General features: G+C 41.5%; 20 protein-coding genes and 1 tRNA gene. 2 read left to right on the top strand and 19 right to left on the bottom strand.

Annotated elements, in window-relative coordinates; translation table 11 throughout:
• Positions 1-307 precede the first annotated feature (307 nt).
• The 19 genes from J8M01_RS18680 to J8M01_RS18590 form a co-directional block, all read right to left on the bottom strand.
• Positions 308-1,165 (bottom strand): tetratricopeptide repeat protein, encoded by an 858-nt coding sequence (locus J8M01_RS18680; protein ID WP_211058943.1) that lies wholly within the window; start codon positions 1,163-1,165, stop codon positions 308-310.
• A 58-nt stretch (positions 1,166-1,223) separates the two neighbouring features.
• Positions 1,224-3,137, bottom strand: coding sequence for a DNA topoisomerase III (locus J8M01_RS18675; RefSeq protein WP_211058942.1), 1,914 nt, complete (start codon positions 3,135-3,137; stop codon positions 1,224-1,226).
• A gap of 227 nt (positions 3,138-3,364) precedes the next feature.
• The gene (locus J8M01_RS18670; protein WP_211058941.1) at positions 3,365-5,485 is read right to left on the bottom strand and encodes a methyl-accepting chemotaxis protein; all 2,121 of its coding nucleotides are present in this window, start codon (positions 5,483-5,485) and stop codon (positions 3,365-3,367) included.
• A 197-nt stretch (positions 5,486-5,682) separates the two neighbouring features.
• On the bottom strand, positions 5,683-6,015 hold the full coding sequence (locus tag J8M01_RS18665; RefSeq protein WP_192506539.1) for a Na+/H+ antiporter subunit G: 333 nt from the start codon (positions 6,013-6,015) through the stop codon (positions 5,683-5,685).
• Positions 6,016-6,024: 9 nt separating this feature from the next.
• Positions 6,025-6,294: a K+/H+ antiporter subunit F gene (locus J8M01_RS18660; protein ID WP_211058940.1), complete on the bottom strand. Its 270-nt coding sequence runs from the start codon at positions 6,292-6,294 to the stop codon at positions 6,025-6,027.
• Entirely contained in the window at positions 6,288-6,824 is a 537-nt protein-coding gene (locus J8M01_RS18655; RefSeq protein ID WP_192506538.1) for a Na+/H+ antiporter subunit E, read from the bottom strand. The genes J8M01_RS18660 and J8M01_RS18655 overlap by 7 nt, the downstream gene beginning before the upstream one ends.
• Positions 6,825-8,342: a monovalent cation/H+ antiporter subunit D gene (locus J8M01_RS18650; protein WP_211058939.1), complete on the bottom strand. Its 1,518-nt coding sequence runs from the start codon at positions 8,340-8,342 to the stop codon at positions 6,825-6,827. It abuts the gene before it with no gap.
• Positions 8,339-8,686 carry a Na+/H+ antiporter subunit C gene (locus J8M01_RS18645; protein ID WP_192506536.1) on the bottom strand — a complete coding sequence of 116 codons (348 nt, stop codon included), beginning with the start codon at positions 8,684-8,686 and terminating at the stop codon, positions 8,339-8,341. The genes J8M01_RS18650 and J8M01_RS18645 overlap by 4 nt, the downstream gene beginning before the upstream one ends.
• Positions 8,686-11,478 carry a monovalent cation/H+ antiporter subunit A gene (locus J8M01_RS18640; RefSeq protein WP_211058938.1) on the bottom strand — a complete coding sequence of 931 codons (2,793 nt, stop codon included), beginning with the start codon at positions 11,476-11,478 and terminating at the stop codon, positions 8,686-8,688. Before J8M01_RS18640 ends, J8M01_RS18645 begins: the two co-directional genes overlap by 1 nt.
• A gap of 263 nt (positions 11,479-11,741) precedes the next feature.
• Positions 11,742-12,875 (bottom strand): hypothetical protein, encoded by a 1,134-nt coding sequence (locus J8M01_RS18635; RefSeq protein WP_211058937.1) that lies wholly within the window; start codon positions 12,873-12,875, stop codon positions 11,742-11,744.
• The gene (nlpI, locus tag J8M01_RS18630; protein WP_192506533.1) at positions 12,859-13,737 is read right to left on the bottom strand and encodes a lipoprotein NlpI; all 879 of its coding nucleotides are present in this window, start codon (positions 13,735-13,737) and stop codon (positions 12,859-12,861) included. Before nlpI ends, J8M01_RS18635 begins: the two co-directional genes overlap by 17 nt.
• Before the next feature lie 107 nt (positions 13,738-13,844).
• A complete protein-coding gene (gene pnp, locus J8M01_RS18625; RefSeq protein WP_010365900.1) occupies positions 13,845-15,971 on the bottom strand; it encodes a polyribonucleotide nucleotidyltransferase in 2,127 nt (708 codons plus the stop codon).
• Positions 15,972-16,195: 224 nt separating this feature from the next.
• Positions 16,196-16,465, bottom strand: coding sequence for a 30S ribosomal protein S15 (gene rpsO / locus J8M01_RS18620; RefSeq protein ID WP_010365898.1), 270 nt, complete (start codon positions 16,463-16,465; stop codon positions 16,196-16,198).
• Between the two features lie 108 nt (positions 16,466-16,573).
• The gene (gene truB, locus J8M01_RS18615) at positions 16,574-17,509 is read right to left on the bottom strand and encodes a tRNA pseudouridine(55) synthase TruB (RefSeq protein WP_210998200.1); all 936 of its coding nucleotides are present in this window, start codon (positions 17,507-17,509) and stop codon (positions 16,574-16,576) included.
• The gene (gene rbfA / locus J8M01_RS18610) at positions 17,509-17,907 is read right to left on the bottom strand and encodes a 30S ribosome-binding factor RbfA (protein WP_010365895.1); all 399 of its coding nucleotides are present in this window, start codon (positions 17,905-17,907) and stop codon (positions 17,509-17,511) included. Before rbfA ends, truB begins: the two co-directional genes overlap by 1 nt.
• 111 nt (positions 17,908-18,018) lie before the next feature.
• On the bottom strand, positions 18,019-20,667 hold the full coding sequence (infB, locus tag J8M01_RS18605; RefSeq protein WP_210998201.1) for a translation initiation factor IF-2: 2,649 nt from the start codon (positions 20,665-20,667) through the stop codon (positions 18,019-18,021).
• 24 nt (positions 20,668-20,691) lie between these two features.
• Positions 20,692-22,194: a transcription termination factor NusA gene (gene nusA / locus J8M01_RS18600; RefSeq protein WP_210998202.1), complete on the bottom strand. Its 1,503-nt coding sequence runs from the start codon at positions 22,192-22,194 to the stop codon at positions 20,692-20,694.
• A gap of 40 nt (positions 22,195-22,234) precedes the next feature.
• Entirely contained in the window at positions 22,235-22,690 is a 456-nt protein-coding gene (gene rimP / locus J8M01_RS18595; RefSeq protein WP_192506529.1) for a ribosome maturation factor RimP, read from the bottom strand.
• Between the two features lie 260 nt (positions 22,691-22,950).
• Positions 22,951-23,027, bottom strand: a tRNA-Met gene (locus J8M01_RS18590).
• A 198-nt stretch (positions 23,028-23,225) separates the two neighbouring features.
• On the opposite strand from J8M01_RS18590, the gene J8M01_RS18585 reads away from it, so the two are divergent.
• Together J8M01_RS18585 and J8M01_RS18580 are read left to right on the top strand one after the other, a co-directional pair.
• Complete coding sequence (locus tag J8M01_RS18585) at positions 23,226-24,005, top strand: delta-class carbonic anhydrase (protein ID WP_211058936.1); 780 nt, start codon at positions 23,226-23,228, stop codon at positions 24,003-24,005.
• A 289-nt stretch (positions 24,006-24,294) separates the two neighbouring features.
• A complete protein-coding gene (locus J8M01_RS18580) occupies positions 24,295-24,777 on the top strand; it encodes a globin (RefSeq protein ID WP_211051592.1) in 483 nt (160 codons plus the stop codon).
• The last annotated feature ends 43 nt before the right edge of the window (positions 24,778-24,820 follow it).

Raw genomic sequence — 24,820 nt, 5'->3', positions numbered from 1 at the left:
AACGCTGACTGCGTTTTGCTTTGCTAAGTTAGCGTAGCGCTCCGTGTCAGTGGGGTCGCATTATAGGGAGATGAAGAAAAAGCGCAAGCGTTTATTTGAAATATATTGCAAAAACACGGCATTCGCTCAACATTCGAACCAAACCTATCAAAAACAATAAAAAAGTAACAATAAAGTCATATTTCAGGCTGTTTTTTCTACGAGGGAGCTTAAGTATTAGCGATATTTTTAAATACGCAAATTTTAAAACAAAAAAACCATCAACTTTCGTCAATGGTTTTTATAAATAAAATAACGCCAATTACAGTTAATACAGCAAACTGTATAGCTTTCGGCGAAATGTTGCAGCAATTGCGTCGCCATCAGGTAAAGATGCTACGATATCTAAATACTGTTTTTTTGCATCACCAAAATTTAAATCTTTTCTTAGTACAGTAAACAGTAACTCAAGCGCCTGCTCTTTTTTGCCCGTATCATTAAATAATGAGGCTAATTCTACTTTAATATCATTATTATCAGGCTCGGCTTCTAATGCTTTGCTCAAGGTTTGAATTTCTGGTGACTCTTGAGCTTGTAGTGCCTGTACAAGTTTAGCCAATAGGTTTTGGTAATATGCATCACGCTCTTCATCTAAAATACTGTCAAGCAGCGCTTGAGCGTCATCTAACTTTTGGATCTGTATACAAATGTCAGCCAAAACCAATTTAACGCGCGAATTAGTTGGGTCTATTTCATACGCTTGTTTAGCAAAATTAAACGCACTGTTTTGGTCATCACTTTGCAGAGCTTGCTTTGCTTGATCTAACAGCAACATCTCAGGTTTCGGTAAATGATTGGCAAGCGCCTTTTTAATATCTTCTTCAGTTTGCGCACCTGGCAGCATTTCAACAGGCGCACCATTTTTTAGCATCACTAACGTAGGTAAAGCTTGCAAGTTTATTTGCTGTGCTAACTGGCTTGCTAATGCTTGTTGTAAATCGCAGTCTACCGTCGCAACAATAATGTGGTCGGTATAAGTCACAGCTAGGTTAGTCAAAATTGACGCTTGGGCAACACAATCAGGGTTTTGCCCGCTGAAGAAAGTAAGCAATATTAATTTTTCTTGGTTTTGCTCACCCAATGTTTGTTGAATATTTTCAGGCGTTAATTGAATTTGGTTACTCATATTTACTTTCTGTGATGTATTTTCTTCTTATATAGTGTCAAAAATCTTATTTACAAGCTTAACTTTTCGCCTTTGTCCGCTTTTTCCCTCTACGCTTGAATATCCTCGGTTTAGACAACCTTTTCAAATCTGGGTTATAAGCAACCATCGCACTGTCGACGAACTCATCCAGTTGAGACAACAAAGGGGCCATAAACATCTGATAAGTACATTCCTTATTCGCTATTTGTGCTAAATTTAGTTCCCATAACGCGGTTCTGTCGGGTAGAGTGAGTGATTCTGGTAACATAGTGATCATCGCTTGCCCTAACTCAGTTGATCTGATCTGCTTTGCATTACGCGTTAAAAATCCACGTGTAAATAACAACTCTATAATACCTGCTCGAGTGGCTTCAGTCCCAAGCCCATCAGTCTCTTTCAATATCTTTTTTATGTCTTTGTTTTGAACGTACCGACTGATCCCTGTCATCGCTGCCAAGAGTGTTGCATCGGTATAATATTGTGGAGGTTGAGTATGCTTTTCTTGAATTTTGGCATCGTGACAATGTAAACGCTGCCCTTTCACCAAAGGCGGTAAATAGGTAGATAAGTTATCCTCATCATCACTGGCTTTACCAAACAATACTTTAAAACCAATCTCATTGACTTGTTTTGCCTTCGCGATGAACAACCCACCAGCAATCATAATTTCAGCTTTGGTTTCATCATAGCTAAACGCAGGGTAAAACTGTGCTAAATATTGCCTGCTGATCAGGCCGTATACTTGTTGCTCTTGATAGCCTAGCTGTGCGGACTTCAATTTTTTACTGGTCGGAATAATGGCGTGGTGTGCAGCGACTTTTTTGTCATTCCAGCATTTTGACTTTAACGACAGGTTAGCGGCATCCACTTTAGATTGCTCACACCCGTTGTTATTTACCATTGCTGCCACCACCGACTCTCTTTCTTTATAATGCCCCATAGGTAAGTATCGGTTATCTGAACGTGGGTAAGTAATGAGTTTATGCTTCTCGTATAACCCTTGGCATACATCAAGAACTTGTTTGGCTGACATACCAAACGCTTTGCTGGCATCAATTTGTAATGCTGATAGGTTATATGGTAAAGGTGCAGTTTGTTTTTTTGGCTTTTTTTCAATTTCGATGACTTCACCAACTTGCCCTTTTATGCGTGTCGCTACGTTTTCAGCGAGCGCTTTCAACAACACCCTTTTCTCTTCGTCCATATATGGCTCACAAGCTTCACTCGGTTGCCATTTAGCTGAAAAGTTACTTTTGTCATCGGTTTCTAAGCTGGCAAATACTTCGTAAAATGGTTTAGATACAAAGTCCGCAATTTCAGCATCTCGCCTAACCACTAAGCCAAGTACCGGAGTTTGTACTCGCCCTACAGAAAGCACCCCTTGAAAACCTGATTTTTGGCCAGCAAGTGTATACGCACGAGTGAGATTCATGCCATATAACCAGTCCGCTCTTGCACGCGCTAATGCTGAAACACTCAAAGGAACAAAATTCTGATTAGGTTGCTGTTGACTAAGCGCCTTTTTAACAGCCTGTATATTTAGGTCACTAATAAGTAACCTCTGAGTATTTTGTTTTTGCCGTTCTGATAGCCCAACAAACTGCAATACCTCATCAACTAGCAGTTGACCTTCCCTGTCAGGATCGCCCGCATGCACAATCGTCCCAGCCTTTTTTATCAGCTTTTTAAGTACACCGAGTTGCTTTTTCGTTTTTGGCTTGGCTTTAAACTGCCAGTCCGTTGGGACTATAGGTAGGTCTTGTTGCAGCCACTTTTTATATTTAGGATCATAATCATCAGGCTCTGCTTGCTCAAGCAAATGACCAATACACCACGAAACAATACTGCCATCACTCGCTTCTATAAAACCGTCCTGCTTCTTATGCGGCTTTGGTAATGCATCTGCAATCGCTCGACCTAATGATGGTTTTTCCGCTATATAAAGTTTCATATATCTACTTAGGATGAATAACTGTATAAATTAACAGTTATTCTATTCCAAGTTTTATGTAGATGCCAGTTTAGAAACTCTAGTGTCAAACACTGTCGATTATGCATGCCTATAACAGGGCTGAAATTTCAGGTCGTACATAATTGAAGTGCAAAAGGCAGAATGATGCACCATCTAGCATTGTCATAAATGTCAACCCGTATATCATTTACTCCAAAAAATAATCGCTACTGCTTCGTTTTTAACAAATTAAGCTGAGCGTGCTTTTGCTCAACAATTTCAGTCATCATGCTCGCCGCTTGCTCAACTTGATCAGCTAACAATGAAAGCTCTGCAGCAGCATCCGCAATACTTGTCGTATTCGTGTTTATTTCCTCAGTGACCATACTTTGCTCTTCTGCAGCTGTGGCTATTTGGGTCACCTCATTAGAAATGCTCGTCAACGCCGACACCATAGAACTCATCGCTTTCGATGACTGTTGACTGTAATCAACAGCTTGCTCACCTTTAGCAACTGAGCTTTCAATTATTCTTTCTGAACTTGCGACTTCAGACGTCAAATTATCAATCAGCTTGCTTATATCATCAGTGGAAGCTTGTGTTTTCGATGCTAACGCTCGCACTTCATCCGCAACAACTGCAAAACCACGACCTTGCTCACCAGCCCTTGCAGCCTCTATTGCCGCATTTAAGGCGAGCAAATTAGTTTGCTCTGCTATAGCTCTAATCACATCAAGTATTTTTGATATATCACGACTGCGCTCAGCGACTTTAATAATTGCTTGTTTTGCTTCTATTACTTGTGATGCCATTCCTTGTACCGTTTCGGTTGTTTTTATAATACCAGCTTCACTCTCTCGCACCTGATTTGTTGCATCATTAGTGCTGCTCGCAGCTTGCTCTGACGAACGTGCAACCTCAGAGGCCGTAGCACTTAACTCATTAATAGCAGTCACCACACTGTCTATTTCAATATGCTGATTCGCTACTTTGTTCTTTATATTGATAGCAACTTCCGTCGTATTAAACGATTGCTGGTAAGATTGCTCTGCTAGCAACTTTAAATCATCGATCATATTTCTGAGTTTATTTGTGAACGCATTAAATCCTTTCGCTACTGCAATAAGCTCTGCATGTTCACTGACCTCCAGTGCATGGGTTAGATCACCTTCACTTGACGCTAAATTTTCCACTCTATTTTGAATATGTGTCAATGGCTTAATAATGGTATTAACCAATATCACCGTTACTGCAATACCTATAGTTGCAATCATCAACCCAACGAGCATCATCCACTGACCAAGTGCATCTGTCGATTCAGCTAATTCCTCAGCCAACTTATTTGCATTGTTTAAAACAGCTGATTTAGGCAATTCAATAACTAATGACCAGGTTGTATCTGCCAACGGAATATCAATAGGCACGGCGACAGCAATGTCGTCTTCAAATTGAACAAAGCCTTTACCACGATGTAAAAGCTTTAATTTATTGGCCCGCGTTTCTCTAATTGATTCACTTAAAGGTCTTGCCAATTTATCATAATGACTTGCCCCGACCACAAGACCTAACTCACTTAACAGCGTAACTTTGGCTTTTCCGTCGTATAATGTACTCGACAGTTCATCAACTAATTGCTGAAAAATAGGTAGATTCACATCGACACCTACTAATCCTTTAAATCGTCCTCCACTATTCACAGGGACTGTTAAGGACGTCATCAAAGTGTTATTTCCAGGTGTAACCTCATATAAGTAAGGCTCCATGATGCACGGTGCATTTTTATCCCTCGCACATAAATACCACTCAGCTTCACGTAAACCAAATTCATTACGCCTATCAAGATATTTATCGCCTGCAGATGCCACTGTTTGCTGAGTAACTCCGGATGCGTCTTGCGTAAAATACAATTCCAGCGTGCCAGCTCCCTTTACGGAATGTGACGCACCTGAGGTATATTGATTATCTAAATCATCATAGCCATTGCTTTCAAACTGAGCATACATAGATGAAACAGATTTATTCTGAGCCAGTGCCCCTTTAAGTGCTAGCTGTACAGCTTCTCTATCTAATGGAGCGCTAACACTGGTGCTATTTAAAACACCTGCAAACGTATAAGGGATCCGATATGCCTCATTAATAAAACCTGCAACTCGCTGTGCATAATATGCACTTTGAGCGATTAAGTTATGTTGAATCTCAGTGAATAAAACCTGTTGTACCCTATCGTTTTGCACGGTATTTTCTTCTTTTAGATGAAGCCACGTAAACACAGTTAACGTAGTAACCAACACCGAAACTAAAATCCCAACAAAAACCAGTAATTTCCCACGGATAGACACTTGTTTCATAGCTAACCTTAACATGACTTGTTTAACACCCCCATTGAAGTTAATTAATTATTTCAGCAATGACAAGAGGTTAAATAAAAAATTGCGCGTATTTTCTCAACTTAGTATACAAAATGTAAAAATTCATACCCATTAAATAAAAAAACGAGACCAATCAAATCAGCCTCGCTTTATTTTATTTTTCGATAACAAGTGACCTAAACGTCATCTTCGATATTGTCTTTTCCTGATGTGCGTTTAATACTTTCAAGTTTATGATGAATTGCAGATTTAATTAACATATACCCGCTGATTGGAGCTGTAAGTAAAAGAAATATAGAAATCAGTATTTCTTTTAAACTCAAACTTTCCCCTGTGGTACTAAAAAAAACCATTGCCGCGGTTAGCAGACTGGCCATTCCCAAAGTAGTGGCTTTTGTTGGCCCATGCAAACGCATAAAAAAATCAGGCATTTTAACTAGCCCAATTGAACCGACCAAAACAAAACACCCACCAATCAAAAGCAATATTGAAATAATATACTCAGCCATAACTGCCCCCTACTCTATTATATCGCCACGTAGTAAATACTTACATACAGCCACGGTGCTAACAAAACCCAGCATCGCAATAAGTAATGCCGCCTCGAAATACAAAGCTGTGCCCATACTCATTCCATATAAAATAATTAATGCAATACTATTAATATACATCGTATCCAATGCCAAAACTCTATCTGGTACTGAGGGTCCTACAACCAAACGCCATAGGTTTAGTAACAGTGAGATACCTATCATGGCAAAAACTATCAAAATTACCGTTTCTAGCATTCGAATATCTCCTTCAACGGCGCTTCATATCGCTGCTTAACTGTCTGTATCAAAGCCTGTTCATCTTGTAAATTCAATACATGGATCAATAAGTACCGTTCGCTTGGGTCTTCGCCTTCAGGTAAAGACTCTAACCAAGGGTACACTTCGGCACTGACGGTCCCTGGCGTGAGAGATACTGTACTCGCCAAAATGGTAATCGGCATACTATGCGTTAAATCTAACGGCACCTTAACAAAACCTGGATTGAGTTTTTTTGTCGGCCCAAGAATTAAGATAGCAACTTGTACATTCGCGGTAATGATATCATAAAGCACCAATAACAAATGACGCACAGCTAAGCCTGGCTTCACAATTAGCGGTTGAGGTGTTCTAAATGGGTATGTTGCCAATGGAATCAAAATGGCGAGTATGGTACCTAATACAATATGCCCAAGTGACAATGTATTGTTAAGAAGCAGCCATACAACAAATAACAATAAACTACGAAACGGGGTCGGTAGCCAACTAAAACGAGCTTCTAAACGCATTTACTGACCTCCTTCTAATATAGTTGATATTGTGCCTCGAAAATCATGTAATGCTGTAGCTGCATTTAATGCATACTCACTTGCAGGGCCTGCAAACAAAGCCATGAGTGGCGCACTTGAAAGCAAAATAATCAACGCAATTAATTGTGCAGGGTGGACTCTCACCTGCTCATGGCTATCATTTGTATTGCCTTTATGATGCCAAAAAACAGTACTACCGGCTTTTGAGATCCCGACTAATAAAGCTAAGCTAGCCAATAAGTACAACGGCCAAAACACCATGCCATATTCACTATCAAATGTCGCTTTCAATAACCAAATCTTTGCAATAAAACCAGACACCGGTGGCATACCAATCGCAGCAACCGCTGCGACAACAAAACCAAACCCAAGAAGGATTGGTTGTGTGACAGGCCTGCCTACCGTGATCCTATCGGCCACTTTACCACGTTGTCGACCGATTAGATCTGCTAATATAAACAAGGCTGCAGTGACCAATGTGGAATGAACTAAATAGTATATCGCAGCAGCACTGGCTTCGACCGTTTGAACTGCAACTAACGCAACAAGTGTTCCAACAGATACAATGACTAAATTGGCAACCAACTTACGCAAATCCTGACTTGCCAGTACACCTATAGCTCCCATGGCAATAGTCGCTAACGCCAACCACCATAACCAATTTTGTGCCATATGGCTTAACTCACCCGCCTCATCTCCAAAAATCAGCGTGTATACCCGCATCATAGAGTACACACCTACTTTAGTCATAATCGCAAATAAAGCGGCAACAACAGGCATAGCGGTAGCATAAGTGTTTGGTAGCCACAAGTGTAGCGGCAAAAGCGCCCCTTTTAACGCAAAAACAACCAGTAACAATAAGCCACCAATCTTTGCAAGATAAACATCATCACCTTCTAAAAATGTGACTTTTTGCGCCATATCTGCCATGTTGAGCGTCCCCAGCACGCCATATAGTACGCCTAATGCAATAAGAAATACCGCTGAACCAACTAAGTTCATAATTACGTATTGTAAGGCTGCTCGGGTATTTCTCTTGTCTCCTCCATGCATTAGCAGTGAGTATGATGCAATAAGTAACACTTCAAAAAATACAAATAAATTGAAAGCATCTCCCGTTAAGAAGGCACCATTCACTCCGAGCATTAAAAAATGTAAAAGTGGATGAAAGAAGCTGCCATTTTCATCATCCCCTGCACTCGCATATAAAGCACATACAGTACAGAGAATACTGGTTAAACACACGAGTAATGTCGACAAGGGATCTGCAACCAAAACAATACCAAAAGGAGCCGACCAATCACCGATAGCATAAACCGCGGTGCCCTGTTGTTGAACTTGGAGCAGCAAAAGAACCGATACGAGTGAAGTAATGACCCCCATCACAACGGACGCAACTCGTCTAATTGCTACATTTTTACCACACGGTGGCATTAATAAAATAACCCCTGCCAACATAGGCAGTAAAACAGGTAAAGATGTCAAATGCTGGATCATGCTTTGCCCTTTTTATCTTTCTCTGGTACCTGACCATTCACGTGGTCATTTCCTAAATCTGCCCGGCCTCGAATTGCTAAAATAACGACAAACGCGGTCATCGCAAAGCCAATCACAATCGCCGTTAAAACCAGAGCTTGTGGTAATGGATCGGCATAATCACTGCTATATCCTAATACTGCGGCTTGGTTTAAACTTAACCTTCCTGATGAAAACAAAAATAAATTTACGGCGTATGACAGCATGGTCAGTCCAAGTACAACGGGGAATGTTCGTGAGCGCAAAATCAAAAACACGCCGCACGCAACTAATAAACCCACGCAAGATGCATATAATAATTCCATTAGACTTTCACCTCATCTTTATGTGCACTTGCAGTGAGCTTACCTAAACTCGCAAGGATCATTAACGTAGCACCAACTACGGTAATATAAACGCCTAAGTCAAACACCAATGCACTCGCAAGCTCAATTTTACCGATTAATGGAATATCAAAATATTCAAACCATGTTGTCATGAATGGTCGATCAAAGACCCAACTACCTACTCCCGTGAATAGCGCTATTGCAATACCTGAAGCAATAATTTTACGATAATTGATAGTGAGTCGCTCAGCAATCCAGTGAGAGCCATGCGCGATATATTGCAATATAAACGCAATCGCCGTTACTAGACCAGCAATGAACCCACCTCCTGGTAGGTTATGACCCCGTAGGAAAATATAAAATGACACAAGTAATGCAAGCGGCAATAGTGACTGCGAAATACTGGCTAACAATAGTGGGTAACGCTCTTTTGCCCAAGGTCGACCTTCACTATCACTGCCTGGCATAAATAACGGAAGATTGACCAATAACTTGTAAATACCCAGTGCTGCAATACCTAACACACAAATTTCACCTAGCGTATCAAACCCACGGAAGTCAACTAATATAACGTTAACCACATTGGTCCCGCCACCACCGGTCTTTGCATTAGCTAAGAAAAAGTCAGATATAGATTCAAGTGGTCGTGTAATGAGTGCATAACAAATACTACCAACAACAACCCCGATAGCTGATGCAATCCCCAAATCTCGCAGTACCCGTATTGAACTTGACTCTTTTGGTGAGCGTTGTGGTAAAAAGAACAGCGCAAGCATTAGTAAGATAATCGTCACAACTTCTACAGTAAGCTGCGTGAGCGCTAAGTCTGGTGCCGAAAAGCGCGTAAACGCCACTGATACCATCAAACCAACCACAGATATCATTAACAATGACACCATACGCGAGCGGTGCCAAATTACCGTTCCAATTGCACCAATCATCAATAGAGCAGCACCAATGCCATTATGCACATCCACTGGGGTAGGCTGCTTACCACCTACAAGTTGACTCATTTCAAATAAAGGCCAACCAGCACTAATGAGCACCACCATTAACATTAGCATTAAATAACGCTGCAAAGAGCCATTTTCAATGGCACTTATTTTACGCTGACACCATTTAATCATCACATAAACGCTACCATCAAATGCCTTCTTAGCATTTAATGGAGGAAGTGACGCTTGAAATTGGAACAAATACTTACGCTGTGTATAGATCAGTAAGCCACCACAGACAGCGATACCACTCATTAAAAGAGGTAAATTAAAACCATGCCAAATCGCAATTTTAAACTCTGGCACATAACCACCAAGCACCGCTGTAGAGGCTGCTTTCAAAATACCATCAACCACAAAATGTGGGAACATGCCGACGACTAAACAAAGCGCAACTAGCACCTCGATAGGTATGCGCATATAACGTGGTGGTTCACTGGGCTCTTTAGGTAAGCTCACGGGCTCTCCATTAAAGAACACGTCATGAATAAAGCGGGCTGAGTAAGCAACAGAAAATGCTGCCGCCACAGTAGCCAGTACCGGTACAAGCCACGACATCGAACCGAGTAGCTGTTGATGCAAAGTCTCAGCAAAGAACATCTCTTTTGACAAGAAACCATTTAATAAAGGTACGCCCGCCATGGCCGCTGCTGCAACCATAGCCAACGTGGCCGTATAAGGCATAAATCGCCACATGCCATTGAGTTTACGCATATCTCGCGTACCCGTTTCGTGGTCGATTATTCCAGTCGCCATAAATAGCGACGCTTTAAACGTTGCATGGTTAATAATGTGAAATATGGCCGCCACTGTCGCCAATTCAGTATCTAAACCAAACAACAGAGTAATTAATCCTAGATGACTAATTGTGGAGTAAGCCAACAACCCTTTCAAATCATGTTTAAAAAGTGCTACATAAGCCGCAAACAAAAGCGTGGCAAGACCCGTTAAGCCAACCAATATAAACCAAAGTTCAGTTCCAGCCAATGCCGGGTAGAATCTAGCTAATAAGAAAATGCCCGCTTTTACCATAGTCGCAGAGTGTAAGTAAGCACTTACAGGTGTTGGTGCTGCCATCGCATGCGGTAACCAAAAGTGAAATGGAAACTGTGCGGATTTTGTGAAAGCACCAAGTAATACAAGAATAAGCGTCACTTCATATAAAGCGTGCTCTTGTATAATCGCCCGACTTGCGAGTATGGTATCTAAATTATAGCTACCAACAATATCACCAAGTAATAGTAAACCTGCCAATAGCGCCAAACCACCACCACCAGTGATAGTTAACGCCATACGGGCGCCCTTGCGTGCTTCTGATTTATGCCACCAATAACTGATCAGCAAAAATGAGCTAATACTGGTTAACTCCCAAAACAACCACAGTTGTAATACATTGTTAGACATAACAATACCTAACATAGCAGTCATAAAGAGCATTAAGTATGCATAGAGCTTAGGCATAGAATCTTTAGAGCTCAGATAATAACGCGCATAAAAAATGACTAATATACCAATACCTAAGATCATAAAAACAAATAACAGAGCGAGTCCATCTAGCCTAAATGACAGGTTAAGCCCCAATAAAGGCACCCACTGTGCACTATAACGGATCACTTCACCCGCAAACACAGCCGGAGCCAAGTTTACTGTCATCGCAAGTGCAATAACTGGCATTAACAAGGTCAACCCAGTCGATTGATTACGTGTTAATTTACCCGTTAATGAAGAAATAATACTGCCGAATAAGGATAGCAAGGGTATCCAAAGCAAAGTCATAGAGTAAACCTTTTATTATTACGCCGTCTAAGTACGACCGTACACCATATTTAGTGTGCTGCTTTATGTCAGATGTAAAAGAAACCCATGTTCATTTTCACCACACAAAACTAACCATAGTTATACTGTATTAGTGTTTGAGTTGTCTATAGTTTCAGGTTCTAGCTGGTTCTATTTTAGCCAAGATTAACAAACAATTCAGATATATTTCATATATCACAAAATCCGCATACGATTATTTAAATAAGACAGTCAAACTAAATCTACCGCGTTGAACGCTTTTTCTGATACTCAGCATTAACCGCCTGTTGCCATAATATTCTATATTGCTCAGAAAGCGGCTTACTTTGATATTCCATAATGCTCCACTCATCACTTGGCTTAAAAGCCTGCAACCCACCTTTGTTGCATGTATTACTTCTTTGCCATCCTCGTGGCGCACTTGTCGCTTCACCAACATATAAATTTGGAGCATGCTGTCCGGGCGCTGCGCATAGCCAAAGAGCCTTGCTTTCCGGTACTGGATACTCATCTTCAAAGCCACTAAAGTGCATTAACTCATGTAAAAATACCGCATAACTACTGCGTCCATTTAGCGTCATCATATTACCACGCACATTCGCGTATCCATTTCGAGTCAAAACAACCAATTTATCTGCTTGGTGCAGTAAACTTGGAAACGCATCAACTAATAACTCAAATTTACAGTGTGCAAACTGCTCATTTTTGGTTGAACACTCAGCCACATTACCAATGTACATCGGCTCACTGAAACAGTAGCTCATTGCACTTGGCTCTGGTGTTTGATTATATTGCAGTCTAAGCCAGTTCAATTTTTCTAGCCCTAAAAGATGATCGGTCAGTAACAAAACTTTATTGATACATCGCTTTGAAAAGGAAATTTGACTTGATGGCCTTATGATGTTGTGCGCAGACAACCGTGCAGAACTTAACCCCAGTGGTGATATGCCACGATGCAGAGCAAGCCAATCTTGATAGTATATAGGTAAGGCTCGATATACGGCCACATCACTCATTTCATTGACTCTATTGGCTTTTTTTAACACTTCAAGTAAGCGCAAAAACTGCGATAGAGGTACTTCTTGCAAATAACGCTGCCAATACAATTTACTTGATTTAAAATCATCTCTTTTGGCATGTCTAATGGCCCATTCAAAACCAATATCAGGTACCTCTAATACCAACAATGCATTGATCGTTTTATTTGGCAACTCCCTAAGCGCAAACGTATTGTCTAATTGATAAAAAGCATTTGGAAATTGGGTCAAGAAGTTGGAGCGTTCATAAGGCGTTGCTAACTGAGGATAATGGCCACTTTGGGCCATTAAAAGCAAACAGCTTATCGCAATAAATATCTGTCTAGCTTGCGTTTTCACTGGCCCAAATATCTAATTCTAAACGTGCGTATTTGTACTCTATAAACTCAGATACATTCGTTGATAATGCTAATTTAAAAAAGTCAGCTGCGATATGCTCATTACCTTGGAATTGATACAGTTTTGCTAAATAAAAATACGCTTCACATAGACGTTCCGAATACTCTTGCTGATTTTTTACACCGACACTAATTTGTTGCAAAAACTGCTCTTCTGATAGCTCGCCTAAATACAATTTAACAAGTTGTGATGACCATTCTGCGTCGTTAATTGCTTGCTGATTCGCTTTTAAAGTCGCTTTAGCAATAATTGGGTCGTGTTTTAACTGTGCCAAATACAGCCACATGACGCGGTATGCATCTTGTGGAGAGCGCGCTAAAAAGGCACTTAAATCATCGCTTGCTAAATCTATACGGTTATCGTAGTACAATGCAATTCCGCGATTTAAATAGGCATATTCATGACGTTCATCAAGCTCTAAAACTGCCTCAAACATTTCATATGCTTTTCCATACTCTTGCAATAAAGTGTGATGAATGCCTAAAAAATTATAAGCTTCGGCTAAGTCAGGTTTCATCTTTATTGCTCGATTGAAATCAATTCTTGCTAAAGTACTTAAACCTAGACCATCGTAAAGTCTACCTCGATTGTAATAAAGCTGTGCTCTTTGCTCTGTCGGTAAATCTGTTGCCAGCAATAATTCCGAATAACGCGCGACACTAATTTCATTGCGAAAGTTAGTCTGTAGAGGCGCACTGAAAGGAACTGTTACGATAGATGCTTTAATCTGTTCTGGCGTCGAGTTACAACCAGTTAGCCCTGCTAATATAAGGGGTAAAACTATGATGGATTTTAAATTCATATCCTTCCTTTTGCTAGCCTAAAAACAATAGGTGAACCAACATTAGAACATAAAAAAGGGGGCCAATCAGCCCCCTTTTACATAGTAAATAACTTATTTACACAAAATTACTCAGCAGGCGCTTCTGGCGCTGGCGTAGCTGATTGCTCTAACGCTTCTTTAATGCTCAGACGTACGCGACCTTGACGATCTACTTCTAGTACTTTAACTTTCACTTCTTGACCAACAGTTAAGTGGTCGCCGACGCTGTTAACACGCTCAGGGCTGATCTGTGAAATATGAACTAGGCCATCTTTACCTGGTAATACGTTTACAAACGCACCGAAGTCAACGATACGTACAACTTTACCATTGTAGATAGTGCCCACTTCTAGTTCAGCAGTAAGCGCTTCAATGCGAGAGATTGCATCTTTTGCACTTAGGCCATCTGTTGCTGCGATTTTGATCGTACCATCGTCTTCAATTTCAATCGTTGTGCCCGTTTCTTCAGTTAACTGACGAATCGTAGCGCCACCTTTACCAATTACTTCAGCAATTTTCTTCGGTGGAATATTCATTGTATAAATACGAGGTGCAAATTCAGAAAGTTCTTCTGAAGGTGCTGCAATTGCTTCATCCATCACAGATAGAATGTGTAAACGCGCTGCTTTAGCTTGTTTAAGTGCAATTTGCATGATCTCTTTGTTGATACCTTCAATCTTGATATCCATCTGCAATGCAGTAATACCCGCTTCAGTACCCGCTACTTTAAAGTCCATGTCACCTAGGTGATCTTCGTCACCTAGAATGTCAGAAAGAACAACAAAGTTTTCTTCTTCTTTAACTAGACCCATCGCGATACCCGCAACAGATGCTTTGATTGGTACACCAGCATTCATTAGCGCAAGTGACGTACCACATACAGACGCCATTGAAGAAGAACCGTTTGATTCTGTGATTTCAGATACTACACGGATAGAGTATGGGAAATCTGTCAATGTTGGCATTACAGCTTGAATACCACGCTTTGCAAGGTTACCGTGGCCGATTTCACGACGCTTAGGTGAACCAACAAAACCGGTTTCGCCTACACAGAATGGAGGGAAGTTATAGTTAAGCATGAAGTGGTTTTTATGTGTACCAGTTAAATCGTCGATTAACTGTGAATCCCGTTCCGTACCTAAAGTTGCTGTAACTAGCGCCTGAGTTTCACCACGAGTGAAAATAGCAGAACCGTGAGTACGTGGTAACACACCTGTCATTACGTCAAGTGCACGAACCATATCTGGTTCACGACCATCAATACGCTTCTCGCCAGCAATGATACGGCTACGTACGATGTTCTTCTCTAATGCACCAAATAATTTACCAACTTCTTGCGTATCTAACGTTTCGCCTTCAGCTAGTTCAGCAGTAAGTGCTTCAACCACACCTTCTTTTGCTGCAGTTAGCGCTGTTTTACGCTCTACCTTGTCTGTGATCAAGTAAGCTGCACCTACTTTATCAGCTGCGAGTGCTGCAACTTTGTCTGACGCTGCAACGTTTTTCTCTGGTGCAGTCCAATCCCAAGTAGGCTTACCTGCTTCAGCTTTAAATTCATTGATAGCAGTGATGATCGCTTGAGATTGCTCATGACCATACACAACTGCACCAAGCATTACGTCTTCTGGTAATACGTCTGCTTCAGACTCAACCATAAGTACCGCGTTTTCAGTACCTGCAACAACAAGGTCAAGCTTACTTTCTTCAAGCTCTTTTAAAGTTGGGTTTAGTACATATTGGTCATCGATATAACCAACGCGTGCAGCACCAATTGGGCCACTGAATGGAATACCAGAAATAGCAAGAGCGGCTGAAGTACCGATCATCGCAACCATATCAGGTTGGATTTCAGGGTTAACAGAAACAACCGTAGCAATAACTTGTACTTCGTTTACAAAGCCATTCGGGAAAAGAGGACGAATTGGACGGTCAATAAGACGCGCAATCAATGTCTCGCCATCGTTTGGACGACCTTCACGCTTCAAGAAACCACCTGGGATACGACCCGCAGCATACATACGCTCTTGGTAGTTTACTGTTAGTGGGAAGAAGTCTTGACCCGGTTGTGCGTCACGCTTACCTACAACAGTAACAAGTACTGAAGTATCGCCGATGCTTGCTAATACTGCACCATCTGCTTGACGGGCAATCGCGCCAGTTTCGATTGTGACCGTGTGTTGGCCTAGTTGAAATTCTTTAATAATTGCTTGCACAAATATTTCCTTAAATAAAACAAAATATAGACGCCAACTAGTACCAATTACAGTCTTAAATAGACTAAACAATCTATTTAAGCACTACAATTGGCAAAAGCGCTGGCGCTGACTTAGCCCAATGCTAAGCGGGTGTTAGTATACGTGGAGAACACCCACAAAAAAAGGGGCTTGAAAGCCCCTTTTTTAATGTTAGCTAAAAAAGCCAACAATCAATCAAAAGATTAGCGACGTAGGCCAAGCTCTTTGATTAGCGCTGAGTAACGCTCAACGTTTTTACCTTTAAGGTAATCAAGTAATTTACGACGTTGGCTAACTTTGCGAAGAAGACCACGACGTGAGTGGAAATCATGCTTATGATCAGCGAAGTGACCTTGTAGCTTGTTGATGTCGAAAGTAAGAAGTGCTACTTGTACTTCAGGTGAACCAGTGTCACCTTCAACACGTGCAAATTTAGCAACGATTTCTACTTTTTCTTGAGTACTTAGTGACATAATAACTCCAAAATTAATTTAAATTGTGCTTAAGCCGATCACTAATTCAGCAAAAGCGAGTAAGCGGCGCGCAGTATAGCAATATTCGCCGCGTGAGACTAGAAAAAACTATTGGTTAGTTGCCAGTGCGCGTTTGGCTTTTAAATGGCCATCAGGATTACGTTCACCAATACCGATAAACTGCCCATCTGCAACCACTTTAATAATACCCTCAGGTACCGTGCCACACACCACAACCTGACCATGGCTGAATGCAACACCTTGCTCCGCTGAGATCTCCACTACGGGTAAATCGACCAAAGCAGTGTCCATCGGCAACAGTAATTCATCTAGGTATGTGGAAGGTTCAACCCCTTCAGCCTTTGCTTGTTGTAGCTTTGCTTCTAGCTGTTCGATGGTAACCATTTGCTCACTTGGATAATGGCCCACTTTCGAACGATGCAACATAATGACATGCGCACCACACCCTAGCTTTTCACCTAAATCATCCACGATAGTACGAATATAGGTGCCTTTAGATACATGCGCTGTCATCTGAATTTCTTCATTCTCAGCGTCATATTCATCAAGCGTTAGACTATATACATTTATTTTTCGACATTTTCGCGGAACTTCAATGCCCTCTCTCGCATATTTATACAAAGGCTGACCTTGATATTTTAATGCTGAGTACATTGAAGGATACTGATCAGTTTCACCCAAGAAGCCTGTAATTTCTTTTTGTAAACCATCAAGCGTAATATCCACAGGGCGTGTTTCAACCACTTCACCATCAGAATCAGAGGTGGTTGTGCGTTCGCCTAACTTGGCACGCACAACATAGGTTTTATCAGTATCTAATAAAAACTGTGTAAACTTGGTCGCTTCACCAAAACAAATTGGTAGCATGCCTGTTGCCAGTGGATCTAATGCACCGGTGTGGCCTGCTTTTTGTGCAAAGTAAATACCTTTTGCTTGTTGCAACGCTTTATTCGAAGAGATCCCTTCAGGTTTGTGCAAAAGCACGATGCCATCAACCGGACGACCTTTTGAACGTCTTGCCATTACTCTTGCTCATCCTCCGATGACTCAGGTCCGCGCTTTTCGTTATCATCACGAATAACTGAATCAACGAGATTTGAAATACGCATACCTTCAAGTAACGAGTTGTCTACCACAAAACGTAGTTCTGGCATGATACGCGCACGAATACGCTTACCTAGAATAGAACGAATATAGCCCGTTGCATCATTTAAGATGGCAACACTCTGCTTAGTTTTATCTTCATCACTGGTATTCAATACCGTAATAAAGATTTTTGCGTAAGATAAGTCTCTTGATACTTCAACCGCAGAAACCGTCACCATGCCTAAGCGTGGGTCTTTAATTTCGCGTTGCAATATCACAGCAATCTCTTTTTGGATTTGCTGGCCAACTCTATCTGTGCGAGAAAATTCTCTCATCTTCACCACTTATAAATTTTAACTTATTGAAAAACAATAATAAGTTTAATTAGTTTTAAACGAACAAATGGGGGCTAGTGCCCCCATTTCAACCATTATTATAGTAATGGTTTACAATGTACGTTGAACTTCAACCGTCTCGAATACTTCGATTTGGTCGCCAACTTTAACATCGTTGTAGTTCTTAACACCGATACCACATTCCATACCGTTACGTACTTCTTGTACATCATCCTTAAAGCGACGTAGTGACTCAAGCTCGCCTTCATAGATAACCACGTTTTCACGAAGTACACGAATAGGCGCGCTGCGCTTAACGATACCTTCAGTAACCATACAACCAGCAATTGCGCCAATTTTTGGTGACTTAAATACATCACGAACTTCAGCAAGACCGATAATTTCTTGCTTAAATTCAGGTGCCAACATACCAGACATCGCTTGCTTAACTTCTTCAATCAAGCTGTAGATAACGCTGTAGTAACGTAAATCTAGGTTTTCTGAATCAATGACTTTACGCGCAGATGCATCAGCACGAACATTAAAGCCAACGATAATTGCGTTTGAAGCGGCCGCAAGTGTTGCATCAGTTTCCGTGATACCACCAACGCCACTACCAACAATCTTCACTTTAACTTCATCTGTAGAGAGTTTAACAAGTGAATCAGCGATCGCCTGAATTGAACCTTGAACGTCCGCTTTCAATACAACATTTACTTCAGACACATTGCCTTCTGTCATGTTGCTGAACATGTTTTCAAGTTTCGCTTTTTGCTGGCGAGCTAGTTTAACATCACGGAACTTACCTTGACGGTACAATGCAACTTCACGCGCTTTACGCTCGTCTTTAACAACTGTGGCTTCATCACCTGCTGCAGGAACACCTGAAAGACCTAAGATTTCTACTGGGATTGATGGACCAGCAGTTTTAATTTCTTTACCATTTTCGTCGCGCATCGCACGAACACGGCCATACTCAAGACCACATAAAACGATATCGCCTTGATTTAGCTGACCTGACTGAACAAGTACGGTTGCAACTGGACCACGGCCTTTGTCAAGACGTGACTCAATAACCACACCCGCACCCATACCTTGTGTCGGTGCAGTGAGCTCTAATAATTCCGATTGCATTAGCACCGCTTCAAGCAACTCATCAACACCAGTACCCGCTTTTGCAGAGATGTGTGCAAATTGCGTATCGCCGCCCCACTCTTCTGGGATAACGTCTAGCTGTGCTAGTTCGTTCTTAACGCGATCTGGATCAGCGCCTTCTTTATCCATTTTGTTCACAGCAACAATCAAAGGTACACCCGCTGCTTTAGCGTGTTGTACAGCTTCTTTTGTTTGAGGCATTACACCATCATCTGCGGCAACAACTAGGATAACGATATCAGTTGCTTTTGCACCACGTGCACGCATTGACGTAAACGCTGCGTGTCCTGGAGTATCTAAGAAGGTGATCATGCCGCCTTCCGTTTCAACGTGATATGCACCAATGTGCTGTGTAATACCACCGGCTTCGCCAGACGCTACTTTTGCACTTCGAATGTAATCAAGCGTTGACGTTTTACCGTGGTCAACGTGACCCATTACCGTTACCACTGGTGCACGTGATTCAGTTGATTCAACTTCACTACGGTCATTCAGTACTTGTACTTCTAGCTCGTTTTCTTTTACTAGAACTACTTTATGACCCATTTCTTCAGCAACTAGTTGTGCTGTTTCTTGGTCGATAACTTGGTTAATCGTAACCATGTCACCCATTTTCATCATCGTTTTAACGACTTCAGTGCCTTTTACAGCCATACGAGAAGCTAGTTCAGCAACAGCAATTGTTTCACTGATACGTACTTCTTGTTTCACATCTGCAACAGGTTTTTGGAAACCATGTTGTAAAGAAGCTGGCGCTTTTAGCTTGCCTTTACGGCCTCTTGAAGGCGCTTCGGCTCTTGCAGGTGCTTTTTTCTTTTTCTTGCGACGCGCACTTTTCTCTTCGCGTGCATCTGACTCATCTTCTGCTTCACGTGCATAAGTTGATGTTGTCAGGTGATGGTCAGCCGTTTCTTCGCGACGACGGCGTTCCTCTTCTTCTTTTTTCCAACGAGCTTCATTTTCTTCAGCTAGTTTACGCGCCACTTCTGCTTGACGCTTCGCTTCTTCTTCAGCTTTTATCAATGCTGCCTCTTCTGCTTCTTTTTGCAGACGCTCCGCTTCTAGGCGGTCTTTTTCAACTTTCGCACTATCCACTTTCTTGTCCTGCGGTTGATTGGCTTTTCGCTCAGCTTCAGCTTTACGCTTTGCCTCTTCTTTAACTTTACGCTCAGCGTCTTCTTTTGCTTTACGCTCAGCATCTTCTTTGGCCTTTTGCTCAGCGGCTTGCTGTGCTTTTAATTCAGCCTCTTTACGGCTAGCTTCTTCTGCTGCTAGACGTTCTTGCTCTTTTTCTTGGTCAATAGTGCTCTTTTTCACGTAAGTACGCTTTTTACGTACTTCAACCTGAACTGCTTTATCTTTACCCGTAGAGCCTTTCACATTTAATGTGCTTTTGCTTTTACGTTGCAAAGTCATGCGTTCAGGGCCTTCAGCACCTTTACCACCATGCTGTTTACTTAGGTGGTCAAGTAACTGAGCCTTTTCAGATTCAGTAACACTATCAGTCTCGCCTTTGGTGATCCCTGCATCGTTTAATTGCTGCAGCAATTTATCAACAGTTGTATCAATAGTCTCGGCTAGTTTTTCAATGCTTACTTCTGCCATAGTGTGTGTTACTCCGTTAATAAATTATTCGTCTTCACCAAACCAACAAATGTTACGTGCAGCCATAATTAACTGCCCAGCATCTTGCTCTGATAACTCTGTAATTTCTACCAGCTCGTCAATTCCCTGCTCTGCTAAGTCTTCAAGGGTAACAACACCTTTACTTGCCATAACAAATGCCAAATGACGCTCTAACCCTTCTAATGCTAACAAGTCTTCAGCAGGCTCTGCACCTTCAAGGCTTTCTTCTGTTTTAAGTGCTTTAGTCGTTAACGCATCTTTCGCACGATTACGCAGTTCTTCAACGGTGTCTTCATCAAGGCCGTCAATTTCTAAAAACTCAGCAACTGGAACATATGCGACTTCTTCAAGCGTTGAGAAACCTTCGTTAATCAATAAACCTGCAAAGTCATCATCAATATCTAGGTTTTGCGTAAACAAGTTAACTAGCTTATCAGACTCTTCCGAGTTCTTTGCGTCCATATCTTCGACTGTCATTACATTGAGTTCCCAGCCAGTCAATTGACTCGCTAGACGAATGTTTTGACCATTACGACCAATGGCTTGAGCTAAGTTATCAGCCTCGACAGCGATGTCCATTGAGCGAGAGTCTTCATCCATTACGATAGAAGCTACTTCCGCTGGCGCCATTGCATTGATAACAAACTGTGCAGGGTTATCATCGTATAATACGATATCAACACGCTCTCCACCAAGCTCCGTAGAAACAGCTTGTACACGTGCGCCACGCATACCAACACACGCTCCCACCGGATCAATACGTTTGTCATTTGATTTAACTGCGATTTTTGCACGAGAACCCGGATCACGAGCTGCACCACGAATTTCAATCATTTCTTCGCCAATTTCTGGCACCTCAATGCGAAACAGCTCCATTAGCATTTCTGGTTTTGAACGTGTTACGAATAATTGAGCGCCACGCGCTTCTGGTTTTACTTCGTACAGCAAACCACGAACACGATCACCTGGACGGAAGCTCTCACGTGGTAGCATATCATCACGGTAAATCACTGCTTCAGCATTATTTCCTAAATCCATAACAATGGCATCACGTGTTGCTTTTTTAACGACACCTGTAACCAGTTCACCCTGTTGATCTTTGTAAGCCTCAACAACAAGTGCACGCTCAGCTTCACGTACTTTTTGTACGATAACCTGCTTTGCCATCTGTGTTGTAATACGGTCAAATTTTATTGATTCAATTTGCTCTTCAACAAAATCACCAAGTTGTGTTTCAGGCTCTTCAACCTGCGCAGCTTCCAGGGTTATTTCTGAATACGGATTTTCTAATGAACCATCTTCTTGCGGATCCACTGCCATCCAGCGACGGAACGTATCGTATTCGCCTGTTTTGCGATCAATTGAAACACGAACTTCAATATCACCGTCATGTTTTTTCTTCGTTGCAGTCGCCAGAGCAAACTCTAACGCTTCAAAAATCTTTTCTTTTGGGACTGCCTTCTCATTGGAAACGGCTTCTGCCACCAATAATATCTCTTTTGCCATAGGTAATGCCTCGCTTGCCCTTGTCCTTCGCACTCAATATTTAAAATTTTGCGATGATGTTTGCACGCTCGATGTTACTGAGCATAATGAAATGTTCGTTACCATCGATCTTTAACGTGATCATATCGGCGCTAACTGCGACTAAATCGCCTTTAAAGTTGCGTCGTCCATCTTGCGGTAATTTAGTACGTACTCGCACCTCTTCACCTTGTGCCTTCTCATAATGAGCCAACTTAAATAGTGGTCTATCAACGCCAGGAGAAGACACTTCCAAATCATATTCGTTTGTAATCGGGTCTTCTACGTCAAGAATCGCACTTACTTGTCTGCTTGCATCAGCACAGTTATCTACTGAAACACCGCCTTCATTTTCAATGTATACACGTAATGTAGAATGACGACCGGCTTGCACAAACTCCAGACCTAACAATTCAAAACCGAGTGCTTCTACAGCTGGCTCTAACATTACGGTCAAATCTTGCTCGAGTTTTGTCACAAATTTCCTCCATACAAACAAAAAAAGGGCTTAAGCCCCAATTATACTAGCTGTTTAGTATTCAGCACTGCTAAAAGCAAAGCACTAGATACAACAACGCCCCGAACCAAGCGGGGCGTCACACCTAAAACAAAACTGTGTGGCCAAAGGCCTTACTTGGTTGCGGGCTTAACAGCCAAATTAAGCAAACGCTTAAACGCAAAACGCGCATTACATAGAATGCGCGCTACATCTAAAAAATAAACACATTTTTTAGAATTTGGTTGCGGGAGCCGGATTTGAACCGACGACCTTCGGGTTATGAGCCCGACGAGCTACCAGGCTGCTCCATCCCGCGCCAATGTGCAGCAAACACTGCAAAATATGCGCAGTATTATAAGGAGTGTTCCATTAATAAGCAACCTTACAACAACGATTAATTCTATTATTTAAATCACCAAAGACCCTAAAATAGGTAATTTTCTTTATCAAAACATTACATATCGCTGTAAGCTGCGATATAATATCGCAATTTTAACATTACAGGGAAACTATTATGAAAAAAGCAACAGTGTCGCTATTGACAGCGCTATCATTAGCATTTGCGGGACAAGCCATTGCTTCAAGTTGTGAAGGGTATGGACCACAAACACCTCGTGATATTGATAATCTACTTGGCGAAAACAAACGGGTATTCTCAAAAGCACCTGATAGCGAAGAAATGAACCTGTGTAACATTCATTTTCACAAAAATGCAGAGCATAAAGCCAAAGACTTTTCAGTCTTTGCTGGTGATAGTAAATATGGCGGATATCAATGTAATGCCACCAGCTCATTAACTGCAGCCGAATTGAAAGCGCCCAAAGGAAAAGTATGCAAAAATGTCAAACCTGGTGACACCATTGAAGTCCATTGGGTTCACAGTTCTTGTGATGTAACACCTGGTAAGGGTCTAGGCTCATGTTTAAGTGACAAATGTGCTAATCCACAATTACGTGTAGAAACACAAGTATTCATGGTCGTTAATGATGAAAACGCTCTTGATTTCAACGATCTTGATTATGACGGTAATGTCGTAAACGGATACCACCAAGCAAAACACATCCCTGATACAACGGGTAAACCTGTAGAATTTTTAGGCTCAACCACCGGCCCTAGCTACACAGCACAACAATGCTCACCGCTACAAGTCACCTGGAGCGTACGCCCAGCTTGTGCCAAAGTTGACATCAATACACTCGCAACATGGTGCGAAAGCAATGAGTTTGAAGAAGATCACGCACATGGTGTTCGTAAGCTAGTAACCGACCCAAAACTACTAGCGCCAATTAATTAATTTTACAAAAAAGAATAGAGGCAGAAAAGTATGTATTTTACTGCCTTTTTATTAAAAACCTAAAACCCCCATAAATTAATCATTCACATCTGCTCGCTTCACTTCTATACTGATGGTCAAGAGTTCAATAAATAGTCAATTTAAACTCGAGGTAGTTATTGGGTTCGGTTGTACCACAGCTATCACGTTTGGTTCTTTTCTGATAATTCAAACGCAGGTTTGCAGTCATCTGAAAATGATTCTTCCATCCAAGCAAACGGACGCGCTTTTAATCGACAAAGAGGCGATTATGAGTATTTCTCCTTATCAATACCAACTATTAACGCAGTCATTTTCTACGTTAAAACCTAACTTTCATTGTTTTTGTGTTAGCTTGCATAGCCAGCTTAAAAGATACGATTTACAGCTTGTTGTTCCCAACTCACCTAAATACCTCCTCAACATTGAACACCGTATTCATACATTTTTACACGAGGCAATTGCATTGTTACCACAGCAAAGCGCGCTGGTTGATTTGGTTAAACAATACAAATCAGATTTTCATACTCTCAGGTTAAGCGAGTACGACATTGCGGTGATATGCCATACAATGCTAGAAACACTGCAACTTCATTTGGGAAGGCAATTTACATTGGCATTACGTAATGCTTGGCGAAAAGCCCTTCATATGTTTGCCAATATAATCAAAAGCGTCGCGTTTAATACAACTAACATTGTTAATTTGCAACATTTTAGACAGCAAAAGCAGCATCAAATATCGACCTTAAGATGACTTTTCCTTGCGAGCAAAGTAGACTGCATTTTAGTTTACGCAA

This window comes from Pseudoalteromonas sp. MMG005, assembly GCF_018101015.1.
GTDB classification, from domain to species: Bacteria; Pseudomonadota; Gammaproteobacteria; order Enterobacterales; family Alteromonadaceae; genus Pseudoalteromonas; species Pseudoalteromonas aurantia.
The sequence above is the reverse complement of the archived record's forward strand: the minus strand, read 5'-3'. Positions and strand labels throughout refer to the sequence as shown.

Excerpts from the sequence above, each read along its gene's own strand:
- J8M01_RS18670 (WP_211058941.1), bottom strand. The coding sequence starts at position 5,485 with ATGAAACAAGTGTCTATCCGTGGGAAATTACTGGTTTTTGTTGGGATT.
- J8M01_RS18660 (WP_211058940.1), bottom strand. The coding sequence starts at position 6,294 with ATGCTAGAAACGGTAATTTTGATAGTTTTTGCCATGATAGGTATCTCA.
- J8M01_RS18665 (WP_192506539.1), bottom strand. The coding sequence starts at position 6,015 with ATGGCTGAGTATATTATTTCAATATTGCTTTTGATTGGTGGGTGTTTT.
- rpsO (WP_010365898.1), bottom strand. The coding sequence starts at position 16,465 with ATGTCACTAAGTACTCAAGAAAAAGTAGAAATCGTTGCTAAATTTGCA.
- J8M01_RS18580 (WP_211051592.1), top strand. The coding sequence starts at position 24,295 with ATGAGTATTTCTCCTTATCAATACCAACTATTAACGCAGTCATTTTCT.
- infB (WP_210998201.1), bottom strand. The coding sequence starts at position 20,667 with ATGGCAGAAGTAAGCATTGAAAAACTAGCCGAGACTATTGATACAACT.
- rbfA (WP_010365895.1), bottom strand. The coding sequence starts at position 17,907 with ATGAGAGAATTTTCTCGCACAGATAGAGTTGGCCAGCAAATCCAAAAA.
- J8M01_RS18680 (WP_211058943.1), bottom strand. The coding sequence starts at position 1,165 with ATGAGTAACCAAATTCAATTAACGCCTGAAAATATTCAACAAACATTG.
- J8M01_RS18655 (WP_192506538.1), bottom strand. The coding sequence starts at position 6,824 with ATGCGTTTAGAAGCTCGTTTTAGTTGGCTACCGACCCCGTTTCGTAGT.
- J8M01_RS18645 (WP_192506536.1), bottom strand. The coding sequence starts at position 8,686 with ATGGAATTATTATATGCATCTTGCGTGGGTTTATTAGTTGCGTGCGGC.
- truB (WP_210998200.1), bottom strand. The coding sequence starts at position 17,509 with ATGGCAAGACGTTCAAAAGGTCGTCCGGTTGATGGCATCGTGCTTTTG.
- J8M01_RS18585 (WP_211058936.1), top strand. The coding sequence starts at position 23,226 with ATGAAAAAAGCAACAGTGTCGCTATTGACAGCGCTATCATTAGCATTT.
- J8M01_RS18650 (WP_211058939.1), bottom strand. The coding sequence starts at position 8,342 with ATGATCCAGCATTTGACATCTTTACCTGTTTTACTGCCTATGTTGGCA.
- J8M01_RS18640 (WP_211058938.1), bottom strand. The coding sequence starts at position 11,478 with ATGACTTTGCTTTGGATACCCTTGCTATCCTTATTCGGCAGTATTATT.
- nusA (WP_210998202.1), bottom strand. The coding sequence starts at position 22,194 with ATGGCAAAAGAGATATTATTGGTGGCAGAAGCCGTTTCCAATGAGAAG.
- J8M01_RS18675 (WP_211058942.1), bottom strand. The coding sequence starts at position 3,137 with ATGAAACTTTATATAGCGGAAAAACCATCATTAGGTCGAGCGATTGCA.
- nlpI (WP_192506533.1), bottom strand. The coding sequence starts at position 13,737 with ATGAATTTAAAATCCATCATAGTTTTACCCCTTATATTAGCAGGGCTA.